Consider the following 19,742-nt stretch of genomic DNA (forward strand, 5'->3'; position numbering starts at 1 on the left):
TGTATACTTTGCCACTTGGCGTTGTAATCTTAGCTGGTTTCAACGCTTCTGTTGCTGTGTTGAAGTCTTTTCCTGTTGGTGCAGCTTTTTCTGCGTCCTTAGGTGTTTCGTAGCCTTCGATCTTGTTACCTTCAGTATCTTTATAAGTTACTGTGACATCACCTTTAGCTAGTTTGTATACATAAGTCACATTTTGTGGTGTTTCTGTGACTTTGCCAGTTTCGTTTCCTTCTGTACTTTCAGGTACTAGGTTGTATACTTTGCCACTTGGCGTTGTAATCTTAGCTGGTTTCAACGCTTCTGTTGCTGTATTGAAGTCTTTTCCTGTTGGTGCATCTTTTTCTGCGTCCTTAGGTGTTTCATATCCTTCAATCTTATTACCTTCAGTATCTTTATAAGTTACTGTTACGTTACCATTTACTAACTCATATTGATAAGTTACAGTAATTTCGTTTTCTTCAACTTTACCAGATACTGGTTTAGATCCATCTAATAATCCTTCACGTTCAGTAATTAATCGATATACTTTACCGTCTGCTGTAGTAATCTTAGATGCTTTTTTGTCTGCAACATTGTAATCACTGTTAACACTTGCATCTGTTACAGGTTTTAATCCATCTACTGTTACTGTTTCAGTTGTATCACCAGGCATTGTTGCTGTTCCGGCTAGTGGTTGTCCATCTTTATCAACATACTTCACATTTACTGCTGATTTTTTCTCTTTGTAAACATATGTTACAACTTTATCAGCTTCTGTTACTGTTCCTGTTTCTGGCTCTGAGGTATTGTATAATCCATTGTTTTCAGTTACAAGTTCATATACTTTTCCATCTGCTGTTGTGATTTTAGTCGCTTTTTTCTCAGCTACTTTATTATCATAGCTTGTACCTAATTCTGCTTCAGTAACTGCTGTTACACCAGCTGCTGTTACAGTTTCAGTTGTATCACCAGGCATTGTTGCTGTTCCGGCTAATGGAGCTCCTGTTTCATCTACATATTTAACAAGTACATTTCCTTTAACTTCTTCATAAACATAGGTTACTTCAAGAGTTTTTCCTGATACTACTTGTCCAGTTGCAGCTCCAACGTTTTCTCCGTTTGTTACGACTGCTTCTGCAGAGTAAGTTGCATTAGTTGTAGTAGTACCTTCTTTTGTAACTAGTTTATATTTCTTGTTGTTAAATTCAATTGTTGCTGGTTTTTCATCAGTTTCAGCTGCGTTATAGGCTGTTCCTGGTTTAGCATTTGTAGAATCTTGTACAGATGTTTTAATTTCAGTACCGTCAGTATTAATGTATTTGATGACTACTGAACCTGCTTTTTCGTAAACATAAGTAACTTCTTTTGTTTTACCTTCTTCTACTGTTCCAGTAACTGTTGCTGAGCCAGCTTTTACTCCATTATCAGAAGATACTAGGTAATATACTTCTCCAGTTGCTGTTGTAATCTTATTCGGTTTGTTAGCTGGAGTACTTGCATCATAATTTGTACCATTTGATACATCTGTTGCATTTGCAACTGCTAAACCTTTTTCTTCTACTGTAGTTGGAGTTGTTGCATTATCAAATGTTAATTCACCTGTTAATTTCGTACCATCTGATAATTCATATTTAGTCACTACACTTCCTAGTAACTCATATTGATAAGTAACTGTAATTTCGTTTTCTTCTACTTTACCAGTTGCTGGTTTAGAACCTGCTTGTAAACCATCTCTATCAGCAATTAGTCGGTAAACTTTACCATCTTCAGTTGTAATCTTAGTAGCTTTTCTATTTGTAACATCGTAGTCAGATTTAATACTTGCATCTGTTACAGGTTTTAATCCATCTACTGTTACTGTTTCAGTTGTATCGCCAGGCATTGTTGCAGTTCCTGCAATTGGACGACCTTGACTATCTACATATTTAACATTAACACCAGATTTTTTCTCTTTATAAACATAAGTTACTTCTAATGTTTCAGCTTTAACACGTCCTGTTACCGCTGCAGAATCTTTCTTAAGTCCTGTTGCATCATATTGAACTTCACCTTCAGTTTTTGCTTCAGTTACTAATTCAAAGATTTTACCTTCTGTCGTTGTAATTTTAGCTGGTTTATTTGTAGCATCAGTTACATTATATTGTGTTCCAGTCGTTACATTATCTTTATCAGTACGGTCGTCTTTAATTTTATTACCTTCTGTATCGATATAGTGAACAACTACGCTTCCTTTTTTCAACTCATAAATATACGTAATTTCTTTATTTCCTTCAGCAACTGTACCAGATGGTTCTGCTTTTGTAGCTTGGTTTACATTCGTTCTCACACCATTAGCATCATATTGAATATTACCGTCTGTCTTAGCAGTAGTTACTAATTCATAAACTTTTCCATCAGCTGCTTCGTAACGAGTTGGTTTATTTTCTGAAGTTGTAGTATCGTACGCTTCTCCAGTTGGAACATTATCTTTAATAACCTTGTCTGCTAAACCAAATCCTCTACCATCAGTATCTTGATATTTAACTCTTACAGTACCTTTGGCTAATTCATAGACATAAGTAATCTCTGTAGTTCCCTCTACTAAATTACCGTAATCTCTTGGTGTGTTTGGTTTCACTCTTCTCAAGTTATAGATTTTTCCATCTTCCAATGTAATCTTATCAGGTCTGAATTTTTCTCTTTTCTCACCTTGAAGAGCACCCATACTAAAACTTGATTTATTAGCTCCAGTAAGCTCTGTACCATCAACATCTGTGGCATTACGTAGTTTTTGATTTGATACATAAGCTTGTTTAGCTTTAATGACATTTCCTTCTGTATCTTCGTAATTGATATTAATTGAACCTTTTCTAGCTTCATAAAGAACTGTATATTCTTTATTTTCAATAATGTCTCTTGATACAGTTACAGTTACAGGCGTTTCTTGACCAACAGGAGTATAAGTAATATCCATTGTAAATGCTTCAGTTACTGGTCTAATGACAGCATCTTTCTTATTACTAATTGCTGGTAAAATTGTACTATTTCCATTGCTATCTTTCGCTACAGTTGTAACACTTTGTCCAAATTCTCTCTTATCTTTAGAAATCGTTACTTCTCCAGTAGATGCATTTACAGTAATGTTAGTATCTGTTGTCGTCCATCTATTTCCTTCTTTTGTAACGATAGAAGTTATTGGCTCTTTTTGTCCTTTAGGAATATAAGTAATTTCTAATCGTGTAGTTTCTGAAGCTAATGGAGAAATCACTTTATTACCAGCATTATCCGTTGAGGAAACATTTGTTAATGTATTGTTTGAATCTTTTGTCACTACAGAAATTCCTGTCCCAGCTTTTACTTTATCAGCTGCAATCGTAACTTTTCCTGTAACTGGATCTACTTGAATATCGTCATTTGGAGCTTTCCAAGTAACAATTGGTTCTTTTTCTACATTTTTAATTGTTTCGTCATCTTTTCTACCAACCAATGTATAATCATTATTACCAGTAGGAGAAACTTCAGTTGGCCAATCTAAAGGAGTATCATTACGAACTCTTTCCCACGGTCCATAAATTTTTTCTCCAGTTCTTGGACCTTCTTTAATTGTATAAACAACACGTTTAGCTGGACGTGTATATGTTCTCTGAGGGAAAATGACATTTCCTTCATTATCTTTTTCTACATAGTTGATTGTACGAGTTACATCTTTACGTTCCTCTTTACGATCAGCTTCTACATAAACATAGATTACTTTTTTCGTTTGTTGTTTTTCATAAATGCCGTCAGTAGGGTCAGACTCATTATGAACATGGCTATAAATATAAGCTTTTCCATCATTAGCTCTATCGATGATACCGTATGATGAACTAGTATATGGATCATTTTGGAACCCTTTATCACTAATTTCAGTCATAATATCATTACCTGATAAATTAACATGTCTTACTTTTAATTTACCACGTTGATCTTCTGTAATTAAACCTACTTTATTTGATTCTAACCATGTATTTTTTCCATCTTTCAACCAAACTTGTGATTGTCCTTCAACTAAGTTAGGGTTGTCTGTATGCACATTAACATCAAAACTTGTTTGGAATTTTTCTCCTTTATTCAGAGTATATTCTCTATCGAATACATATTTAACAGCTGTAACTGTACTCCAGTCAGTAATTTGATCTTCACGAACATACGGTGCTACTGTTTTTTCAGCATTTGTTCCTTTGGAAGTTGTATATTCCACATGATAATCAGCTGTAGCTGCAATAGGACCTTTCAGACTTGTTTCAGCTACTTTATGTGGTTCACCATAGTTCTTAGGAATCTCAACCATCACTTCTTTTAAAACTGCTGGTGCATCGGCAGCATTTACTACAGATGGGTTAAGAACAACATCTTCACCATTTTTAACGTTGATAATTCCCATTACTCCAACTTCATTTTTCTTCGCAATGGTTAATTGAGTATAGTATTCTGATGCCACTTTTAATGTTACATCTGTTGTTGCTTTAGCAACTTGTCTTCCAGGTTCATGACCTTCTAAAATGTCTGCACTTAAGCTTGGGTCTTTACCAACTAAACGATTTGATTCTTTATCCCATACTAAGTATGAATCAATGTGATACGTACCATTTTCTGCTTGTCCATTATTAACTACTTCAAATGTTAAGGCAACTGGTCCATCATTGTTCAATTGGTTTAAGTTTAAGTCAACTGACTTCAACCCTAAATCTTTTGCTTTGAAGATATAAGCTGTTTTTCCTTTTTCACCTTTATAATCTTTAATAATTTTATCTGGATTAATAACATCCGTATCTTTTACGACGTTTTCATAATCTCCAGCACTGTAGTTTGCTCTACCTTGTGTTGAGAATTTATTTGAAAACATTTTATTATCCATTGGCATACGGAAATTCGTTAATGGAAGTGTTGAGTCCGCAACAAGCATCACTGTTGCATTTTGAATGCTTTCATCTAAGTCATCATTATTTAGTACTTTTTTACCATCTACTGTCTTAATGGCATTATTATAGTATTCACTTGCTTTATAACGAACCATAAATGGTACAATTTGTTGACGACTAATATTATTCTTATCATTTCCGCGGTTTGCATCATAACTTGCTGCATTTTTATCACCAATTGGTGAAACAGGGCTAATCGCTAATTCAGCTGTGAAACGTTCTTTGGTATGAACAGCAGTATTATAACCATTCTTATTAACTGTTGCAGGATAAGTCATTGTTGTCGCAGCATCTAATGAGTTTCCACTAGTTGATAAGCTAACTCCAATATTATTTTCATGACGTGTGATATTATCATTTGCTGCCATTTCTTGCCAGTTCGCCATTGTAGTTCGAACAGTTGATCTGAATCCTAGTGGAACGAAGTTATCGCCAGCTTCGATAAATTTATCAACAACATCTGGATGTTCTAATACTAAACGTGTGAATTGTTTTGATTTATCAATTTCAACTTCTTCATATAATTGATTTGCTGTTGACATTTCTTTTAACTCTTCACGAGTTCCATCTGCTTTTACCCCATATAATTTAAATGGTTTTGCAAATGTATAGTTAAAGCTTTGTTTACTTGCATCTGAATTATTATAATATTCAAGCTTAGTTGTTCCATCTTTTTGGATAACATTTGCAGTTGTTTCAGTTAGTTGGAAGTGAGTAAAGTAAGTATTTGGTTTATCTGTTGGTACAGAATATACGAAATAATTATTATCTAGTTTATCTCCATTACCTTTTAATGATCTTGGAGTCATTGCACCATTTGCATCTCTTAATGGACCTGAATTGTAGCCATATGAAACATTAAATTCATCCGTATCACTTTGATTAGAGAATAAACGTTGTTTATTTGGTGTTGTAACTCCAAATGCCATACGTTGCGCCGGAATAGGTGCTGGAACATCATCACCAATCGAGAATTTCAATTGATTATTTAAAGCTTCTGACGTTGCTAATGTTTGAGTATAAGTAGTTCCATCTGGACGATGACCAATAGCCTTATATTCAATATTAACTTTTTTACCACCATTAGAACTTAAATACTCTTGCATTTTTTGAGGAGTATCGAAGTAGCCTTCTTTAACACGGAAGACTGGACCATTATTATTAATGTTTTGTCCAACTCTTGTAGGTCTCTTATATGCATCTACAGAAGTTTTATCGTAATTTAACTTAACAACATTTCCTTCTAAAGTCCAATAACGATTTGTTTCCACTGTTGGAACTAATTCCAGAAACTCTGGAATACCTGTAATCGTATAATCTACATCAGTTAGTCGACCGTTACCATTTTTATCTACTACATCTGTACCTTGTAAGAAATCTTTTCCTCTATCATATGTAATAAATGGCAGAGTAAAAGTATTTCCCTTAATTGGACTAAATGTTCCATCGGAATTTTTAGATCCAACAATTAAATCTCTATCATAGTAGCCTGGAACATAATCAAAAAGATTTTTATTTTCTTTTTTATCAGATTCTTTATAAAGAATTTGAGATAGATATTCATATTTAGCTGTAGCAGTTGTTGTAGAGATTAGCTCGTCTCCATTATAAAATTCTGCTCTAGCAATAGTTGTATCACCAGCTGACGGACTCTTATCAATTGAAGAACTAATTTGATGTTCAATATTAATTTGACCTACAGCACCACCAGTAATCGTGTTTAGATTAATTTCATAAATAAAATTATTATCATCTGAAATATCTTTTGGACTACCACTTGCTAACGCTGAATTAGAAAGTGATGGCTTCACATCTGTATTAAGATGATTTTTCGGAATAATATAACGAATTTTACCATTTTTAATTGGCGTTGGAGATGAACTTGAAAAACCTAATTGTAATTTCAAGACACGTTTTCCGTCTCCATTACTGACTACTGGAATAGTATCTTCACTTATATTTTTACTTACCCCATTAGAATCTAAAAACGATAAATGTCCATGAAGTACATCATTACTTACAGAAGCGCCTGTACGTAAATCTTCTTTAGGAATTTCTTTTCCGTTACGAACATCTCTTTTACCACTAAATGTACGTGTAGATAAGTTTACAATAGAGTTTCTACTTTTTTGAACTTTTTGATAAAGTTCTGCTAGTACTGCTTCATTTAGATTACCTTCTGAAGCTTTTACTTCATTAAGAACTTGCCATGCTTTCTCTATCGTTTTCTTGTCATCATCTGACGATAAATCAGCTACTTTTGATATTGCTTCAGTTAATTCATTAGTCAATTTCTTTAATTCTTCTTTATCAACTGAAAACGACTCTTTTTCACTAGTTACTTCTTCAACTTGATTTTTATTTTCTTTAGATATCTCTTCAGCTTTAATTGATTTTAAAATAGCTGTTAATGAACTAATTTCTCTTGCTTTTTTATCAGCTCCTGACTGTGTTGCATCCAATGCACTTAAATATTGCTTAGCTTCTGCAACTAGTTTTTCCGCTGCTTGGACTCGATCCGCCTGTTTTTTATTTCCTCGGAGACGTTCAATTTGAACTTCCAAATCTGCTAATTTTGCTTGCAAGAGAGATAAATCGACAGATGGTTTTGTCTCCGTTCCTTCTGCAGTGTTAATATTCTCTGAACCTGTTGAAGAATGTTCAGTATCTTTTACAGTTTTTGCTGGCTCAGTTGACTTTTCTGCCTCTTCAGTTGATTTTGGATACTCAGCTAACTCCGATTTCCCTGCACTATCTACTTTTTGCTCAGAGATCGTTCCTGCTTGAGTATTTCCTTGAGCTTGGCTTAGTCCCGTATCAGCATCCTTCGTCACTACCGTTTCAGTAGCAGAGTCTGCTTCTACCGTATCCACATTGTAACCAAACAAAAATCCTGCCCCGATTAAGACACTCGCAGCACCAACTTTTAATTTTTTAATCGAATATTTTTCGTATCTGTTTCCACAAAAATAACGATGATCTTTTTGTTGTCTCGACAATTTAAACATTTTTTCTCCTTGTTTATATATATATATATATATATGCACACTTGGGTACAAATATACTGTATAAATTATATCATATTTCAAAGTAACTGTTAAGATATTTGTTTATGAATTTCATTTGAAAAATATAGCATTCTAAAACATTTTTTCGCACAAGTATAAATTTATATAAATATTTCCATTATCCCACCTCCAACTTTCTTTTTCATTCCTTTTATGGTAGAATTAAGAGTAATAATATTTATTAAAGAGGTAAAAACATGATTGAAGCAAGCAAATTGAAAGCTGGTATGACATTTGAAACTGCAGACGGAAAATTGATCCGCGTTTTGGAAGCTAGCCACCACAAACCAGGTAAAGGAAACACGATCATGCGTATGAAATTGCGTGATGTCCGTACTGGTTCTACATTTGATACAAGCTACCGTCCAGAAGAAAAATTCGAACAAGCTATTATCGAAACTGTTCCAGCTCAATACTTGTACAAAATGGATGAAACTGCCTACTTCATGAACACTGAAACTTACGACCAATACGAAATCCCAGTCGTAAATGTTGAAAATGAATTGCTTTACATCCTTGAAAACTCTGATGTGAAAATCCAATTCTACGGAACTGAAGTAATCGGTGTAACTGTACCAACTACTGTTGAATTGACAGTTGCTGAAACACAACCATCTATCAAAGGTGCTACTGTTACAGGTTCTGGTAAACCAGCAACTATGGAAACTGGACTTGTTGTCAACGTTCCAGACTTCATCGAAGCTGGACAAAAATTGATCATCAACACTGCAGAAGGAACTTACGTTTCTCGTGCCTAATCTCTAGAAAGAGGTCATTCTATGGGAATTGAAGAACAATTTGGCGAAATCGTTATCGCTCCACGTGTACTTGAAAAAATCATTGCCATTGCAACTGCTAAAGTTGATGGTGTCCACTCATTTTCAAATAAATCCGTATCTGATACCCTATCAAAACTCTCTCTTGGACGCGGCGTCTACTTAAAAGAAAGCAACGAAGAACTAACTGCTGACATCTATCTCTACCTTGAGTACGGTGTGAAGGTACCAAAAGTTGCTCTTGCTATTCAAAAAGCAGTCAAAGATGCTGTCCGTGATATGGCTGATGTGGAACTTTCTGCTGTTAACATCCATGTTGCAGGAATCGTTCCAGACAAAACACCAAAACCTGAGTTGAAAGATCTATTTAACGAGGACTTCCTCAATGACTAGTCCATTATTAGAATCTAGACGTGAACTTCGTAAATGCGCTTTTCAAGCCCTCATGAGCCTTGAATTCGGTACAGATGTGGAAACAGCTTGTCACTTTGCATATACACATGACCGTGAAGATGCAGATGTGCAAATCCCTGCCTTTCTTCTGAACTTGGTTTCTGGCGTTCAAGCTCAAAAAGACGAGTTGGATAAACAAATCAACCAGCACCTCAAATCAGGCTGGACAGTTGAACGCTTGACCTTGATCGAAAAAAACTTACTACGCTTGGGTATCTTTGAAATCACTTCATTTGATACACCTCAGCTGGTAGCAGTCAATGAAGCCATTGAACTTGCTAAGAATTTTTCAGATCAAAAATCAGCCCGCTTTATCAACGGACTGCTTAGTCAATTTGTAACTGAAGAAAATGAATAATCGAAAAGGTGTTTGGTCTTCCAAGCACCTTTTGACTTTCCCCTCTGCACAGAGTAATACTCTTCGAAAATCTCTTCAAACCGCGTCAACGTCGCCTTGCCGTATATGTGTTACTGACTTCGTCAGTTCTATCTGCAACCTCAAAACAGTGTTTTGAGCTGACTTCGTCAGTTCTATCTACAACCTCAAAGCAGTGCTTTGAGCAGCCTGCGGCTAGTTTCCTAGTTTGCTCTTTGATTTTCATTGAGTATAAGAAGCACACAAAAACTAGAACTAACTGCCAGTTCTAGTTTTTGCGTATTCTGAAATATTAGTATTTTCTAAATCGTTGGTAACGTTCTTCCAACAACTCTTCTAGCGGTTTTTGTGAAAGTCTAGCTAGCTCAGCTTGAAGTTCTCTTTTGACACTCTTAATCAGTTCTTTGCTAGAAAGTCCTGCTTCAGAAATCACCTTATCTACCACGTCCATTTCTAACAGTTCATGCGAAGTGATTTTCATCAGTTCTGCCGCTTCCATAGCACGACTGCCGTCCTTCCATAGAATGGAAGCAAAGCCTTCTGGACTGAGAATAGCATAGATAGAATTTTCCAGCATCCAAACACGGTCTGCGACTGCCAGAGCCAGAGCTCCACCTGAACCACCTTCACCGATAATGATGGCGATAATAGGAACTTTCAGGTCACTCATTTCCATGAGATTGCGAGCAATAGCTTCTCCCTGTCCACGTTCTTCCGCTCCGACACCAGGATAAGCACCTGCTGTATTGATAAAAGTCACCACTGGACGGCCAAATTTTTCAGCCTGTTTCATCAACCGTAGAGCCTTGCGGTAACCTTCTGGATGCGGTTGGCCAAAATTCCGTTTAAGGTTATCTTGTAAACTTTTGCCTTTTTGGATACCAACCACTGTTACAGCTTGCTCTCCAAGCCAGCCAATACCACCAACAACTGCACCATCATCACGAAAAGAACGGTCGCCGTGTAATTGGATAAAGTCATCAAAAATGCCTGTCGCAAAGTCCAAGGTTGTCAAGCGACTCTGCTCACGCGCTTCTCTGACTATTTTTGCAATATTCATCTAGGACTCCCTCCATGCAATCTGATTAGGCTAGCAATCGTATCTGGCAAGTCTCTTCTTTTAACAATAGCATCAACAAAGCCATGTTCCAATAGGAATTCTGCCTTTTGGAACCCCTCAGGTAAGCTTTCACGAACCGTATTTTCAATCACACGACGCCCAGCAAAACCGACCAAGCTCTGTGGTTCAGCCAGAATGATATCGCCTTCCATAGCGAAAGACGCTGTTACACCACCTGTCGTTGGATCTGTCAAAATGGTCAGATAAAAGAGACCAGCATTTGAATGGCGTTTAACTGCTGCAGAAATCTTGGCCATCTGCATGAGACTCATGATTCCTTCCTGCATACGGGCTCCACCAGAGGCTGTAAAGAGAACAACTGGTAATTGTTCGACAGTCGCATACTCAAACAAGCGAGTAATTTTTTCCCCTACAACTGTACCCATAGAAGCCATGATAAAGTTGGAATCCATAATCCCAAGAGCCACAGTCTGACCTTTAATAAGAGCAGTTCCTGTCACAACGGCTTCGTCCAGACCTGTTTTTTCACGCATAGTTGCTAGTTTCTTTTGATAACCAGGGAAATGCAAGGGATCCTTGCTTTCAATCCCTGTAAACAATTCCTTAAAGCTTCCCATATCAATCGTCAAAGCCAAACGTTCTTGGGCAGAAATACGAAAGGTATAGCTACAGTGCGGACAGATACGCTCACTTCCCAGATCCTTCTGATAGATGGTATGCTTACAGCCTGGACACTGGGAGAATAATTCATCTGGAACCTCTGGCTTGGCTTGAGGTTTTTCCCTAACCGAACGATTGGGATTGATTCGAATATACTTATCTTTTTTACTAAATAGAGCCATTGATTCCCCTTTTCGGTTTAAACTCTTGAAGTCATTTTATTCTTTTTCTTGATACTTGGGTAAAAAGGTTTCCATCAAGAAGGAAGTATCGTAATCTCCAGCAATGACATTGCGATCTGAAATGAGGTCAAGCTGGAAATCTGCATTGGTCTGCACCCCTTCAATCTCTAATTCATAGAGGGCACGTTGCATTTTCATCAAGGCATCAAAACGATTTTCACCGTGAACGATGATTTTAGCAATCATACTGTCATAATAAGGTGGAATGGTATAGCCTGGATAAACTGCTGAATCCACGCGCAAGCCAACTCCACCACTTGGCAGATGGAGATTAGTAATCTTACCTGGACTTGGAGCAAAGTTAAAGGCTGGATTTTCTGCATTGATACGACACTCGATGGCATGACCGCGTAGGACAATATCTTCTTGCTTAACAGACAGTGACTGACCTGCCGCAATGCGAATTTGTTCCTTAACGATATCCACACCTGAAACAAATTCTGTTACTGGATGTTCTACTTGTACACGAGTATTCATCTCCATAAAATAGAATTTACCGCTGGCTTCATCAAGAAGAAACTCAATAGTCCCTGCATTTTCATAGCCCACAGACTCAGCCGCTCGAACAGCAGCAGCACCAATTTCATTACGCAGTGTTTTTCCTATTGCAATCGAAGGACTTTCTTCTAAAACCTTTTGATTATTCCGTTGAAGAGAACAATCCCGTTCCCCCAAGTGAATCACATGTCCATGCTCATCTCCTAGGATTTGAACCTCGATGTGACGAGCTGGATAGATAACCCGTTCTATGTACATGGCACCATTGCCATAATTGGCCTTGGCTTCACTAGAGGCAGTTTCAAAAGCGGAAACGAGGTCTTCTGGTTTTTCAACCTTACGTATCCCCTTACCACCTCCACCTGCTGAAGCCTTGAGCATAACAGGGTAGCCAATTTTTTCAGCAACAATCAAAGCTTCCTCAGAATTATGCACTTCTCCATCTGAACCTGGTATAACAGGCACGCCTGCTTTGATCATCTGAGCACGCGCATTGATCTTATCCCCCATCATATCCATGACATGACCAGATGGGCCGATAAACTTGATTCCCACCTCTTCACACATGGTTGCAAATTTGGAATTTTCACTGAGAAATCCAAAACCTGGGTGGATGGCTTCTGCCTCAGTCAAAACTGCAGCTGATAGAACCGCATTAATATTGAGATAAGACTCTGTTGCCTTGCCAGGACCGATACAAACCGCTTCATCTGCCAAAAGCGTATGAAGGGCTTCCTTATCGGCAGTTGAATAAACCGCTACCGTCGCAATGCCCAATTCACGCGCCGCACGGATAATACGAACCGCAATTTCACCACGATTGGCAATTAAAATTTTTCGAAACATGGAGAACCTCCTTAGTTCCCTATTGCAAAGGTAAGAGTACCACTAGCTGCAAGCTTGCCATCCACTTCAGCCTTTGCTTCAACCACAGCAATGCTACCGCGACGTTTTACAAACGTTGCCGTCATAACTAATTGGTCACCTGGTACAACTTGCTTCTTGAATTTAACCTTGTCCATACCAGCGTAAAAGACCAGTTTTCCTTTATTTTCAGGTTTTGACAACTCCAAGACACCAGCTGTTTGCGCCAATGCTTCCATGATCAGAACACCTGGCATAACTGGATATTGAGGGAAATGACCGTTAAAGAAGGGCTCATTGATGGTTACATTTTTGATAGCAACAATAGTGTCCTCGCTCACTTCCAAGACACGGTCTACTAGGAGCATAGGATAACGGTGGGGAAGAGCTTCTTTGATTCCTTGAATATCGATCATTTGATTCGTACCAATCCTTTACCAAACTCAACCATTTCTTCGTTAGAAACAAGAATTTCCGTTACCACACCATCCTTAGGAGCTGGGATTTCATTCATGACTTTCATAGCTTCGATGATGACCAATGTTTGGCCTTTTTTGACACTATCACCAACTGTAACGAATGCAGGTTTATCAGGACCAGCAGCCAAGTAAGCCACCCCAACAAGTGGACTCTCTACAACATCTCCCTCAGCAGCCACACTTGCTTCGGCTGGTGCCGAAGTTTCTGCCACTACAGTTTCTTCAGGAGCAGATGAAGGAGCTACTGAACTTGGTGTTGCTAGAACGGGCGCTGGAGCAACTGGAGCTGCAACTTCAGATACAAGTCTCGCTTCATTCTTGCTAAACTGCAACTCATCCGTCCCATTTTTATAAGAAAATTCTCTCAAACTTGACTGGTCAAATTGAGCCATCAAGTCTTTAATATCGTTTAAATTCATAGTTATTTATTCTCCCAACGTTTGAAAGCAAGAACTGCATTGTGGCCACCAAAACCAAAGGTATTTGAAATAGCGTATGGAATTTCTTGCTCCAAGCCTTGTCCATAAACCACATTGGCTTCGATATAGTCTGATACTTCGCTTGTGCCAGCTGTCATTGGTACAAAGTTATGACGCATAGCCTCGATGGTGACGATAGCTTCTACTGCACCTGCAGCCCCCAGCAAATGTCCCGTGAATGATTTGGTTGATGATACAGGTACTTCCTTACCAAGAACAGCTACGATCGCACCACTTTCTCCTTTTTCATTAGCAGGAGTTGAGGTTCCGTGAGCATTGACATAGGCTACTTGCTCTGGAGAAATCTCAGCTTCTTCCAAGGCTAGTTTGATGGCCTTGATAGCTCCCTGACCTTCTGGATGTGGTGAAGTCATGTGGTAGGCATCACAAGTATTTCCGTAACCAACCACTTCAGCCAGGATAGTAGCGCCACGTTTTTCGGCGTGTTCCAGGCTTTCAAGAACCAACATCCCTGAACCTTCACCCATAACAAACCCATTACGGTCCTTATCAAATGGGATAGAAGCACGAGTTGGATCCTCTGTAGTTGAGAGAGCAGTTAGGGCTTGGAAACCAGCAATAGCAAAAGGTGTGATCGAAGCTTCTGAACCACCTACCAACATAACGTCTTGGAAACCAAACTTAATTGAGCGGAAGGCATCCCCAATCGCGTCATTTGATGAAGCGCAGGCAGTATTGATGGATTTACAAACACCGTTTGCTCCAAAACGCATAGCAACATTTCCTGAAGCCATATTTGGCAAGGCTTTTGGAAGGGTCAATGGTTTCACACGTTTTGGCCCTTTTTCGTTGAGTCGAAGCACTTGATCTTCAATTTCTTTGATTCCACCAATACCAGAGGCCACGATAACACCAAAACGATCTTTATCAAGAGCCTCTACATCTAAATTGGCATGATTAACGGCTTCTTGGGCTGCGTACAAGGCATACAAAGAGTAGTTATCGAAACGATTGGTATCTTTCTTAACAAAGTATTTATCAAAAGGAAAATCTTGGATTTCTGCTGCATTATGCACATCAAAGTCACTATGATCAAATTTTGTAATTGGACCAATTCCGATTTTTCCAGTTGTCAAACTATTCCAAAATTCTTCTGGTGTATTTCCGATTGGAGATGTTACTCCATAACCTGTTACTACTACGCGATTTAGTTTCATCTTTTTTACCTCTAGCTTCTGCTACATACTTAAGCCACCATCAATGGCAACTACTTGACCAGTTAGATAATCTTGGCCTGCTAAAAATACTGTCAAATCTGCAACCTGCTCTGCCTGTCCAAATTCTTTCATGGGAATTTGGGCCAGCATAGCATCTTTTACCTTGTCTGATAGAACAGCTGTCATATCGGACTCAATCATTCCAGGTGCAATAGCATTAACCCTGATATTGCGATTGGCCACTTCACGCGCCACAGACTTGGTAAAACCAATCAAACCCGCCTTAGAAGCTGCATAGTTAGCTTGGCCGATATTCCCCATCAAACCAACAACACTAGACATATTAATGATAGCACCTTCTCTGGCTTTTAACATCGGTTTCAAGACTGATTGTGTCATGTTAAAGGCACCAGTCAAGTTAACCTTGAGCACTTTTTCAAAATCCGCTTCTGTCATCTTGAGCATTAGGGTATCTTGTGTAATTCCTGCATTGTTGACCAAAACATCTACTGAACCCAGCTCTGTAATAGCTTGATCAACCATACGCTTAGCGTCTGCAAAATCTGACACGTCTCCTGAAATGGGAACCACCTTGACACCATAGTTTGAAAACTCAGCGAGCAATTCTTCTGAAATTGCCCCACGACTGTTTAAAACAATATTGGCTCCTGCTTGAGCAAACTTGTGGGCGATAGCAAGACCAATTCCACGACTCGAACCTGTAATAAAGATATTTTTATTTTCTAGTTGCATTCTTTTCTCCTGTTTCCTCTTGTATTTATGGGAGAAGGGATTACTTATTTTCTAGCAAAGTTTCCAAACTAGCCTGATCTTCAACATTGGCTAGTTTAGCTGTCTTATCAATTTTTTTGACAAAGCCTGACAAGACTTTCCCCGGTCCAATCTCGATAAAGTTGGTTACGCCTGCTTCTTGCATAAGAGCAATACTTTCATAGAAACGAACTGGTTCCTTGACCTGACGCGTCAAGAGTTGAGCAATATCTTCTTTTTGCATGACAGTAGCTTCTGTATTACCGACTAGTGGACAAGTGAAATCTGAAAAACTTACTTGAGCTAGAGTTTCAGCTAGTTTTTGGCTAGCAGGCTCAAGGAGAGCAGTATGAAAGGGACCTGATACCTTGAGAGGAATCAAGCGTTTGGCACCAGCTTCCTGCAAGAGTTCTACTGCGCGGTCAACTGCAGCCACTTCTCCACCAATCACGATTTGTGCAGGTGTATTATAGTTGGCTGGGGTAACCACTCCAAGTTCAGAAGCTTTTTGACAGGCTTCCTCAATGACCTCTACTGATGTATTGAGAACTGCAACCATCTTGCCAGAGCCAGCAGGAGCCGCTTCTTCCATATAGGCTCCACGCTTAGCAACCAAGGCAACCGCATCTTCAAAATCCAAGGCACCGCTGGCCACCAAGGCAGAGTATTCTCCAAGAGACAAACCAGCAACCATATCAGGTTGATAGCCCTTTTCTTGCAATAATCGGTAAATAGCAACTGAAGTCGCTAAAATAGCTGGTTGCGTATAGCGGGTCTGATTGAGTTTTTCTTCTTCCCTATCAATGAGATGACGCAAATTATAATCAAGTACCTGACTCGCTTGATCAATCGTTTCTTTGACAATCGGGTAGTGATCATAGAGATCCCGTCCCATACCTAGATACTGGGCACCTTGACCAGCAAATAAAAAGGCTGTTTTAGTCATTTCTTACAACTCCTGCCCAACGAGAGGCTTCTTCTTGAATTTTCTTAGCTGCTCCATAGTACAAATCTTTTAGGATTTCTTCAACGCTTTCTTCTTTGGAAACAAGGCCTGCAATTTGACCTGCCATAACAGAGCCACCATCCACATCTCCGTGAACAACTGCTTTTGCTAGTGCACCTGCGCCCATTTGTTCAAAAATTTCCAAATCTGGATTTTCTTGTTTAAAGGCATCTTTCTCAGCTTTTTCAAAATCACGAGTCAATTGGTTTTTAATCGCACGAACAGCATGCCCAAAGTGTTGAGCTGAAATCGTAGTATCAATATCTCTAGCTTTTAAAATTTTCGCCTTGTAATTTGGATGGGCATTAGACTCTTTTGCAACGACAAAACGAGTTCCAACCTGAACAGCCTCTGCACCAAGCATAAAGCCAGCAGCAGCACCTTCACCATCCGCAATTCCTCCTGCAGCAATAACAGGAATCGATACAGCAGCAGCAACCTGGCGCACCAAGGTCATAGTTGTTAATTTTCCAATGTGTCCCCCAGCTTCCATTCCTTCTGCAATAACAGCGTCCGCACCGATTTTTTCCATGCGTTTCGCTAGGGCAACACTTGGTACAACAGGAATAACTGTAATCCCTGCTTCATGGAAACGTTCCATGTATTTACTTGGGTTTCCTGCGCCTGTTGTCACTACCTTAACCCCTTCTTCGATAACGAGGTCTACAATATCTTCCACAAAGGGAGACAAGAGCATGATGTTGACACCAAAAGGTTTATCCGTTAACGATTTGATCTTGTCAATATTTGCCTTGACGACTTCTTTCGGGGCATTCCCACCACCGATAATCCCTAGTCCTCCAGCCTTGGAAACAGCTCCTGCCAAATCACCATCAGCGACCCAGGCCATTCCTCCTTGAAAGATAGGATAATCAATGTTCAATAATTCTGTAATACGCGTTTTCATAGTGCCTCCATCATTTCTTGCTTACGTAATAGTTCGATACCATCATAATTTGAAAATCAAACTATTGCCTAAACAAGAGGGAGCGGGTTTCCCTACTCCTTCTATCTATATTCTGTTTATACTCTTCGAAAATCTCTTCAAACCACGTCAGCGTCACCTTGCCGTATATATGTGACTGACTTCGTCACTCTTATCTACAACCTCAAATCAGTGTTTTGAGCAGCCTGCGGCTAGCTTCCTAGTTTGTTCTTTGATTTTCATTGAGTATTATTTTGTTTGCTCTTCAACGTAGGCAACCAAGTCACCAACTGTTTTCAAGTCATCTTCTGCTTCGATTTGGATATCAAAAGCATCTTCAATTTCTGAGATTACTTGGAACAAGTCCAATGAATCTGCGTCCAAATCATCAAAAGTTGATTCAAGTGTTACTTCTGATGCGTCTTTTCCAAGTTCTTCAACGATAATTTCTTGTACTTTTTCAAATACTGCCATGATAGGACTCCTTTAAAATAAATAGTTTTTTATAACAATGTGTTCACCACATGATTACCTAAATTGTAAGAATGAGCGTGCCCCAGGTCAAGCCTCCACCGAAGCCTGATAGCAGAACAGTCTGGCTACCATCTAAATGGATGAGACCTTGTTCTACACACTCTGAAAGTAAAATCGGGATACTGGCTGCACTGGTATTACCATATTCCATCATATTGGCTGGAAGTTTATCTCGGTCAACACCAATTTTTCTAGCCATCTTATCCAAAATACGGATATTAGCTTGATGAAGTAACAGATAATCCAAGTCTGTCACCTCTATAGGAGATTCATCAATAGTCTGCTTGATAGACTTGGCTACATCCCGAATGGCAAAATCAAAGACTGCGCGCCCATCCATCTTCAAAAATGAATCTGTAGTTTCTTGATCTGAAAATGGAGAATGCAGGCCTGAATGCCCATAAGTTAGACACTCGCTTCGTGAACCATCGCTATTGAGACTCTCCGCTAAGAAATGCTCTTGCTCGCTAGCTTCTAGCAAGACACCACCAGCACCATCTCCAAACAACACAGCTGTTGATCGGTCTGACCAATCGACTGCTTTAGAGAGAGTTTCACTGCCAATCACCAATCCTTTTTGAAAGCGACCAGAAGCGATAAACTTTTCAGCAGTTGAAAGAGCAAATACAAATCCACTACAAGCAGCTGTTAGATCAAAAGCAAAGGCCTTATTAGCACCAATATTAGCTTGAATACGAGCAGCTGTAGAGGGCATCATCGAATCAGGAGTGATGGTAGCTAGGATGATAAAATCCAACTCCTCCCCTGTGATTCCAGCTTTTGCCATTAGTTTCTTAGCAACCTCTGTAGCCAAATCACTAGTAGATTCTGTTCTTGAGATATGCCTTTGTCGTATTCCCGTCCGACTTGAAATCCACTCATCATTGGTATCCATAATCTGAGCCAAATCATGATTTGTAACCACTTGCTCTGGCACATAATGAGCAACCTGGCTTATTTTTGCAAAAGCCATTATCTCAAATCCTCCAAAAATTGATAAAGATTGGTCAAACCTTTGCTCATAACCTCCATTTCTTGCTTACTCATACCATCAATGATTTTTTCAACCATGGCCTTGTGGAAGCGTTTATGTAGCCTATGAACCAAGCGACCTTTCTTTGTCAAATGCAGATGCACTACACGTCGATCATGTTCTGAACGAATGCGTTCAATGTAACCCTTGCGTTCGAGATTATTCAGACTCGTCGTAACCGTCCCAAGAGTCACCATCAACTCTTTTGACACTTGACTTGGTGTCACGTCTGGGAATTTCCCAATCACATCAATCGTATGCATTTCTTTGATGGAGATATCCTTGAAACGACTACCTCTCAAGCTAACTTCCTCAATGACGAGGACATTGTTAAATATAGATGTTAAATATTCATTAATTCGTTGGTAGTCCAATCCTTCTTTCCCTCCTTCTCAAAAAA

At 38.9% G+C, this 19,742-nt stretch carries 16 protein-coding genes; 3 read left to right on the forward strand and 13 right to left on the reverse strand.

Annotation, left to right across the window (positions count from 1 at the left end):
• The coding region (locus RWP09_RS00005) for a MucBP domain-containing protein (RefSeq protein WP_314432737.1) at window positions 1–7,927 on the reverse strand (7,927 nt) is incomplete at its 3' end.
• A gap of 257 nt (window positions 7,928–8,184) precedes the next feature.
• Here RWP09_RS00005 and efp point away from each other — a divergent pair.
• The 3 genes from efp to nusB are packed head-to-tail and all read left to right on the forward strand — an operon-like array spanning window position 8,185 to window position 9,574.
• Window positions 8,185–8,745 (forward strand): elongation factor P, encoded by a 561-nt coding sequence (gene efp / locus RWP09_RS00010; protein ID WP_000568643.1) that lies wholly within the window; start codon window positions 8,185–8,187, stop codon window positions 8,743–8,745.
• 21 nt (window positions 8,746–8,766) lie between these two features.
• The gene (locus RWP09_RS00015) at window positions 8,767–9,156 is read left to right on the forward strand and encodes an Asp23/Gls24 family envelope stress response protein (RefSeq protein ID WP_020902992.1); all 390 of its coding nucleotides are present in this window, start codon (window positions 8,767–8,769) and stop codon (window positions 9,154–9,156) included.
• A complete protein-coding gene (nusB, locus tag RWP09_RS00020) occupies window positions 9,149–9,574 on the forward strand; it encodes a transcription antitermination factor NusB (protein WP_153220719.1) in 426 nt (141 codons plus the stop codon). The genes RWP09_RS00015 and nusB overlap by 8 nt, the downstream gene beginning before the upstream one ends.
• 310 nt (window positions 9,575–9,884) lie before the next feature.
• Here nusB and RWP09_RS00025 read toward each other — a convergent pair whose 3' ends face one another.
• From RWP09_RS00025 to RWP09_RS00080, 12 genes are all read right to left on the reverse strand, one after another.
• A complete protein-coding gene (locus tag RWP09_RS00025; RefSeq protein ID WP_314432738.1) occupies window positions 9,885–10,652 on the reverse strand; it encodes an acetyl-CoA carboxylase carboxyl transferase subunit alpha in 768 nt (255 codons plus the stop codon).
• Window positions 10,649–11,515, reverse strand: a complete 867-nt coding sequence (accD, locus tag RWP09_RS00030; RefSeq protein WP_314432739.1) for an acetyl-CoA carboxylase, carboxyltransferase subunit beta — start codon at window positions 11,513–11,515, stop codon at window positions 10,649–10,651. Before accD ends, RWP09_RS00025 begins: the two co-directional genes overlap by 4 nt.
• Before the next feature lie 36 nt (window positions 11,516–11,551).
• The gene (gene accC / locus RWP09_RS00035) at window positions 11,552–12,919 is read right to left on the reverse strand and encodes an acetyl-CoA carboxylase biotin carboxylase subunit (protein WP_314432740.1); all 1,368 of its coding nucleotides are present in this window, start codon (window positions 12,917–12,919) and stop codon (window positions 11,552–11,554) included.
• 11 nt (window positions 12,920–12,930) lie between these two features.
• Window positions 12,931–13,353 (reverse strand): 3-hydroxyacyl-ACP dehydratase FabZ, encoded by a 423-nt coding sequence (gene fabZ / locus RWP09_RS00040; RefSeq protein WP_000565512.1) that lies wholly within the window; start codon window positions 13,351–13,353, stop codon window positions 12,931–12,933.
• Window positions 13,350–13,835 carry an acetyl-CoA carboxylase biotin carboxyl carrier protein gene (gene accB / locus RWP09_RS00045; protein WP_314432741.1) on the reverse strand — a complete coding sequence of 162 codons (486 nt, stop codon included), beginning with the start codon at window positions 13,833–13,835 and terminating at the stop codon, window positions 13,350–13,352. The genes fabZ and accB overlap by 4 nt, the downstream gene beginning before the upstream one ends.
• Window positions 13,836–13,837: 2 nt before the next feature.
• The gene (gene fabF, locus RWP09_RS00050) at window positions 13,838–15,073 is read right to left on the reverse strand and encodes a beta-ketoacyl-ACP synthase II (protein WP_000774070.1); all 1,236 of its coding nucleotides are present in this window, start codon (window positions 15,071–15,073) and stop codon (window positions 13,838–13,840) included.
• Window positions 15,074–15,094: 21 nt separating this feature from the next.
• Complete coding sequence (gene fabG, locus RWP09_RS00055) at window positions 15,095–15,826, reverse strand: 3-oxoacyl-[acyl-carrier-protein] reductase (protein WP_314432742.1); 732 nt, start codon at window positions 15,824–15,826, stop codon at window positions 15,095–15,097.
• A gap of 40 nt (window positions 15,827–15,866) precedes the next feature.
• The gene (fabD, locus tag RWP09_RS00060; protein WP_314432743.1) at window positions 15,867–16,790 is read right to left on the reverse strand and encodes an ACP S-malonyltransferase; all 924 of its coding nucleotides are present in this window, start codon (window positions 16,788–16,790) and stop codon (window positions 15,867–15,869) included.
• On the reverse strand, window positions 16,783–17,757 hold the full coding sequence (fabK, locus tag RWP09_RS00065; RefSeq protein ID WP_314432744.1) for an enoyl-[acyl-carrier-protein] reductase FabK: 975 nt from the start codon (window positions 17,755–17,757) through the stop codon (window positions 16,783–16,785). Before fabK ends, fabD begins: the two co-directional genes overlap by 8 nt.
• A gap of 267 nt (window positions 17,758–18,024) precedes the next feature.
• A complete protein-coding gene (locus RWP09_RS00070) occupies window positions 18,025–18,249 on the reverse strand; it encodes an acyl carrier protein (RefSeq protein WP_000257838.1) in 225 nt (74 codons plus the stop codon).
• A 58-nt stretch (window positions 18,250–18,307) separates the two neighbouring features.
• Window positions 18,308–19,282, reverse strand: a complete 975-nt coding sequence (locus RWP09_RS00075; RefSeq protein ID WP_314432745.1) for a beta-ketoacyl-ACP synthase III — start codon at window positions 19,280–19,282, stop codon at window positions 18,308–18,310.
• Window positions 19,282–19,716, reverse strand: a complete 435-nt coding sequence (locus RWP09_RS00080; RefSeq protein WP_000386352.1) for a MarR family winged helix-turn-helix transcriptional regulator — start codon at window positions 19,714–19,716, stop codon at window positions 19,282–19,284. Before RWP09_RS00080 ends, RWP09_RS00075 begins: the two co-directional genes overlap by 1 nt.
• Window positions 19,717–19,742 lie beyond the last annotated feature (26 nt).

It is taken from the genome of uncultured Streptococcus sp., assembly GCF_963521255.1.
Taxonomy (GTDB): Bacteria; Bacillota; Bacilli; order Lactobacillales; family Streptococcaceae; genus Streptococcus.

What these genes read in the sequence shown, in the direction of transcription:
- accD (WP_314432739.1), bottom strand. Translation starts at nt 11,515, where the DNA reads ATGGCTCTATTTAGTAAAAAAGATAAGTATATTCGAATCAATCCCAAT.
- fabZ (WP_000565512.1), bottom strand. Translation starts at nt 13,353, where the DNA reads ATGATCGATATTCAAGGAATCAAAGAAGCTCTTCCCCACCGTTATCCT.
- fabF (WP_000774070.1), bottom strand. Translation starts at nt 15,073, where the DNA reads ATGAAACTAAATCGCGTAGTAGTAACAGGTTATGGAGTAACATCTCCA.
- efp (WP_000568643.1), top strand. Translation starts at nt 8,185, where the DNA reads ATGATTGAAGCAAGCAAATTGAAAGCTGGTATGACATTTGAAACTGCA.
- RWP09_RS00015 (WP_020902992.1), top strand. Translation starts at nt 8,767, where the DNA reads ATGGGAATTGAAGAACAATTTGGCGAAATCGTTATCGCTCCACGTGTA.
- fabG (WP_314432742.1), bottom strand. Translation starts at nt 15,826, where the DNA reads ATGCAACTAGAAAATAAAAATATCTTTATTACAGGTTCGAGTCGTGGA.
- RWP09_RS00070 (WP_000257838.1), bottom strand. Translation starts at nt 18,249, where the DNA reads ATGGCAGTATTTGAAAAAGTACAAGAAATTATCGTTGAAGAACTTGGA.
- fabK (WP_314432744.1), bottom strand. Translation starts at nt 17,757, where the DNA reads ATGAAAACGCGTATTACAGAATTATTGAACATTGATTATCCTATCTTT.
- nusB (WP_153220719.1), top strand. Translation starts at nt 9,149, where the DNA reads ATGACTAGTCCATTATTAGAATCTAGACGTGAACTTCGTAAATGCGCT.
- accC (WP_314432740.1), bottom strand. Translation starts at nt 12,919, where the DNA reads ATGTTTCGAAAAATTTTAATTGCCAATCGTGGTGAAATTGCGGTTCGT.
- RWP09_RS00075 (WP_314432745.1), bottom strand. Translation starts at nt 19,282, where the DNA reads ATGGCTTTTGCAAAAATAAGCCAGGTTGCTCATTATGTGCCAGAGCAA.
- RWP09_RS00025 (WP_314432738.1), bottom strand. Translation starts at nt 10,652, where the DNA reads ATGAATATTGCAAAAATAGTCAGAGAAGCGCGTGAGCAGAGTCGCTTG.
- fabD (WP_314432743.1), bottom strand. Translation starts at nt 16,790, where the DNA reads ATGACTAAAACAGCCTTTTTATTTGCTGGTCAAGGTGCCCAGTATCTA.
- accB (WP_314432741.1), bottom strand. Translation starts at nt 13,835, where the DNA reads ATGAATTTAAACGATATTAAAGACTTGATGGCTCAATTTGACCAGTCA.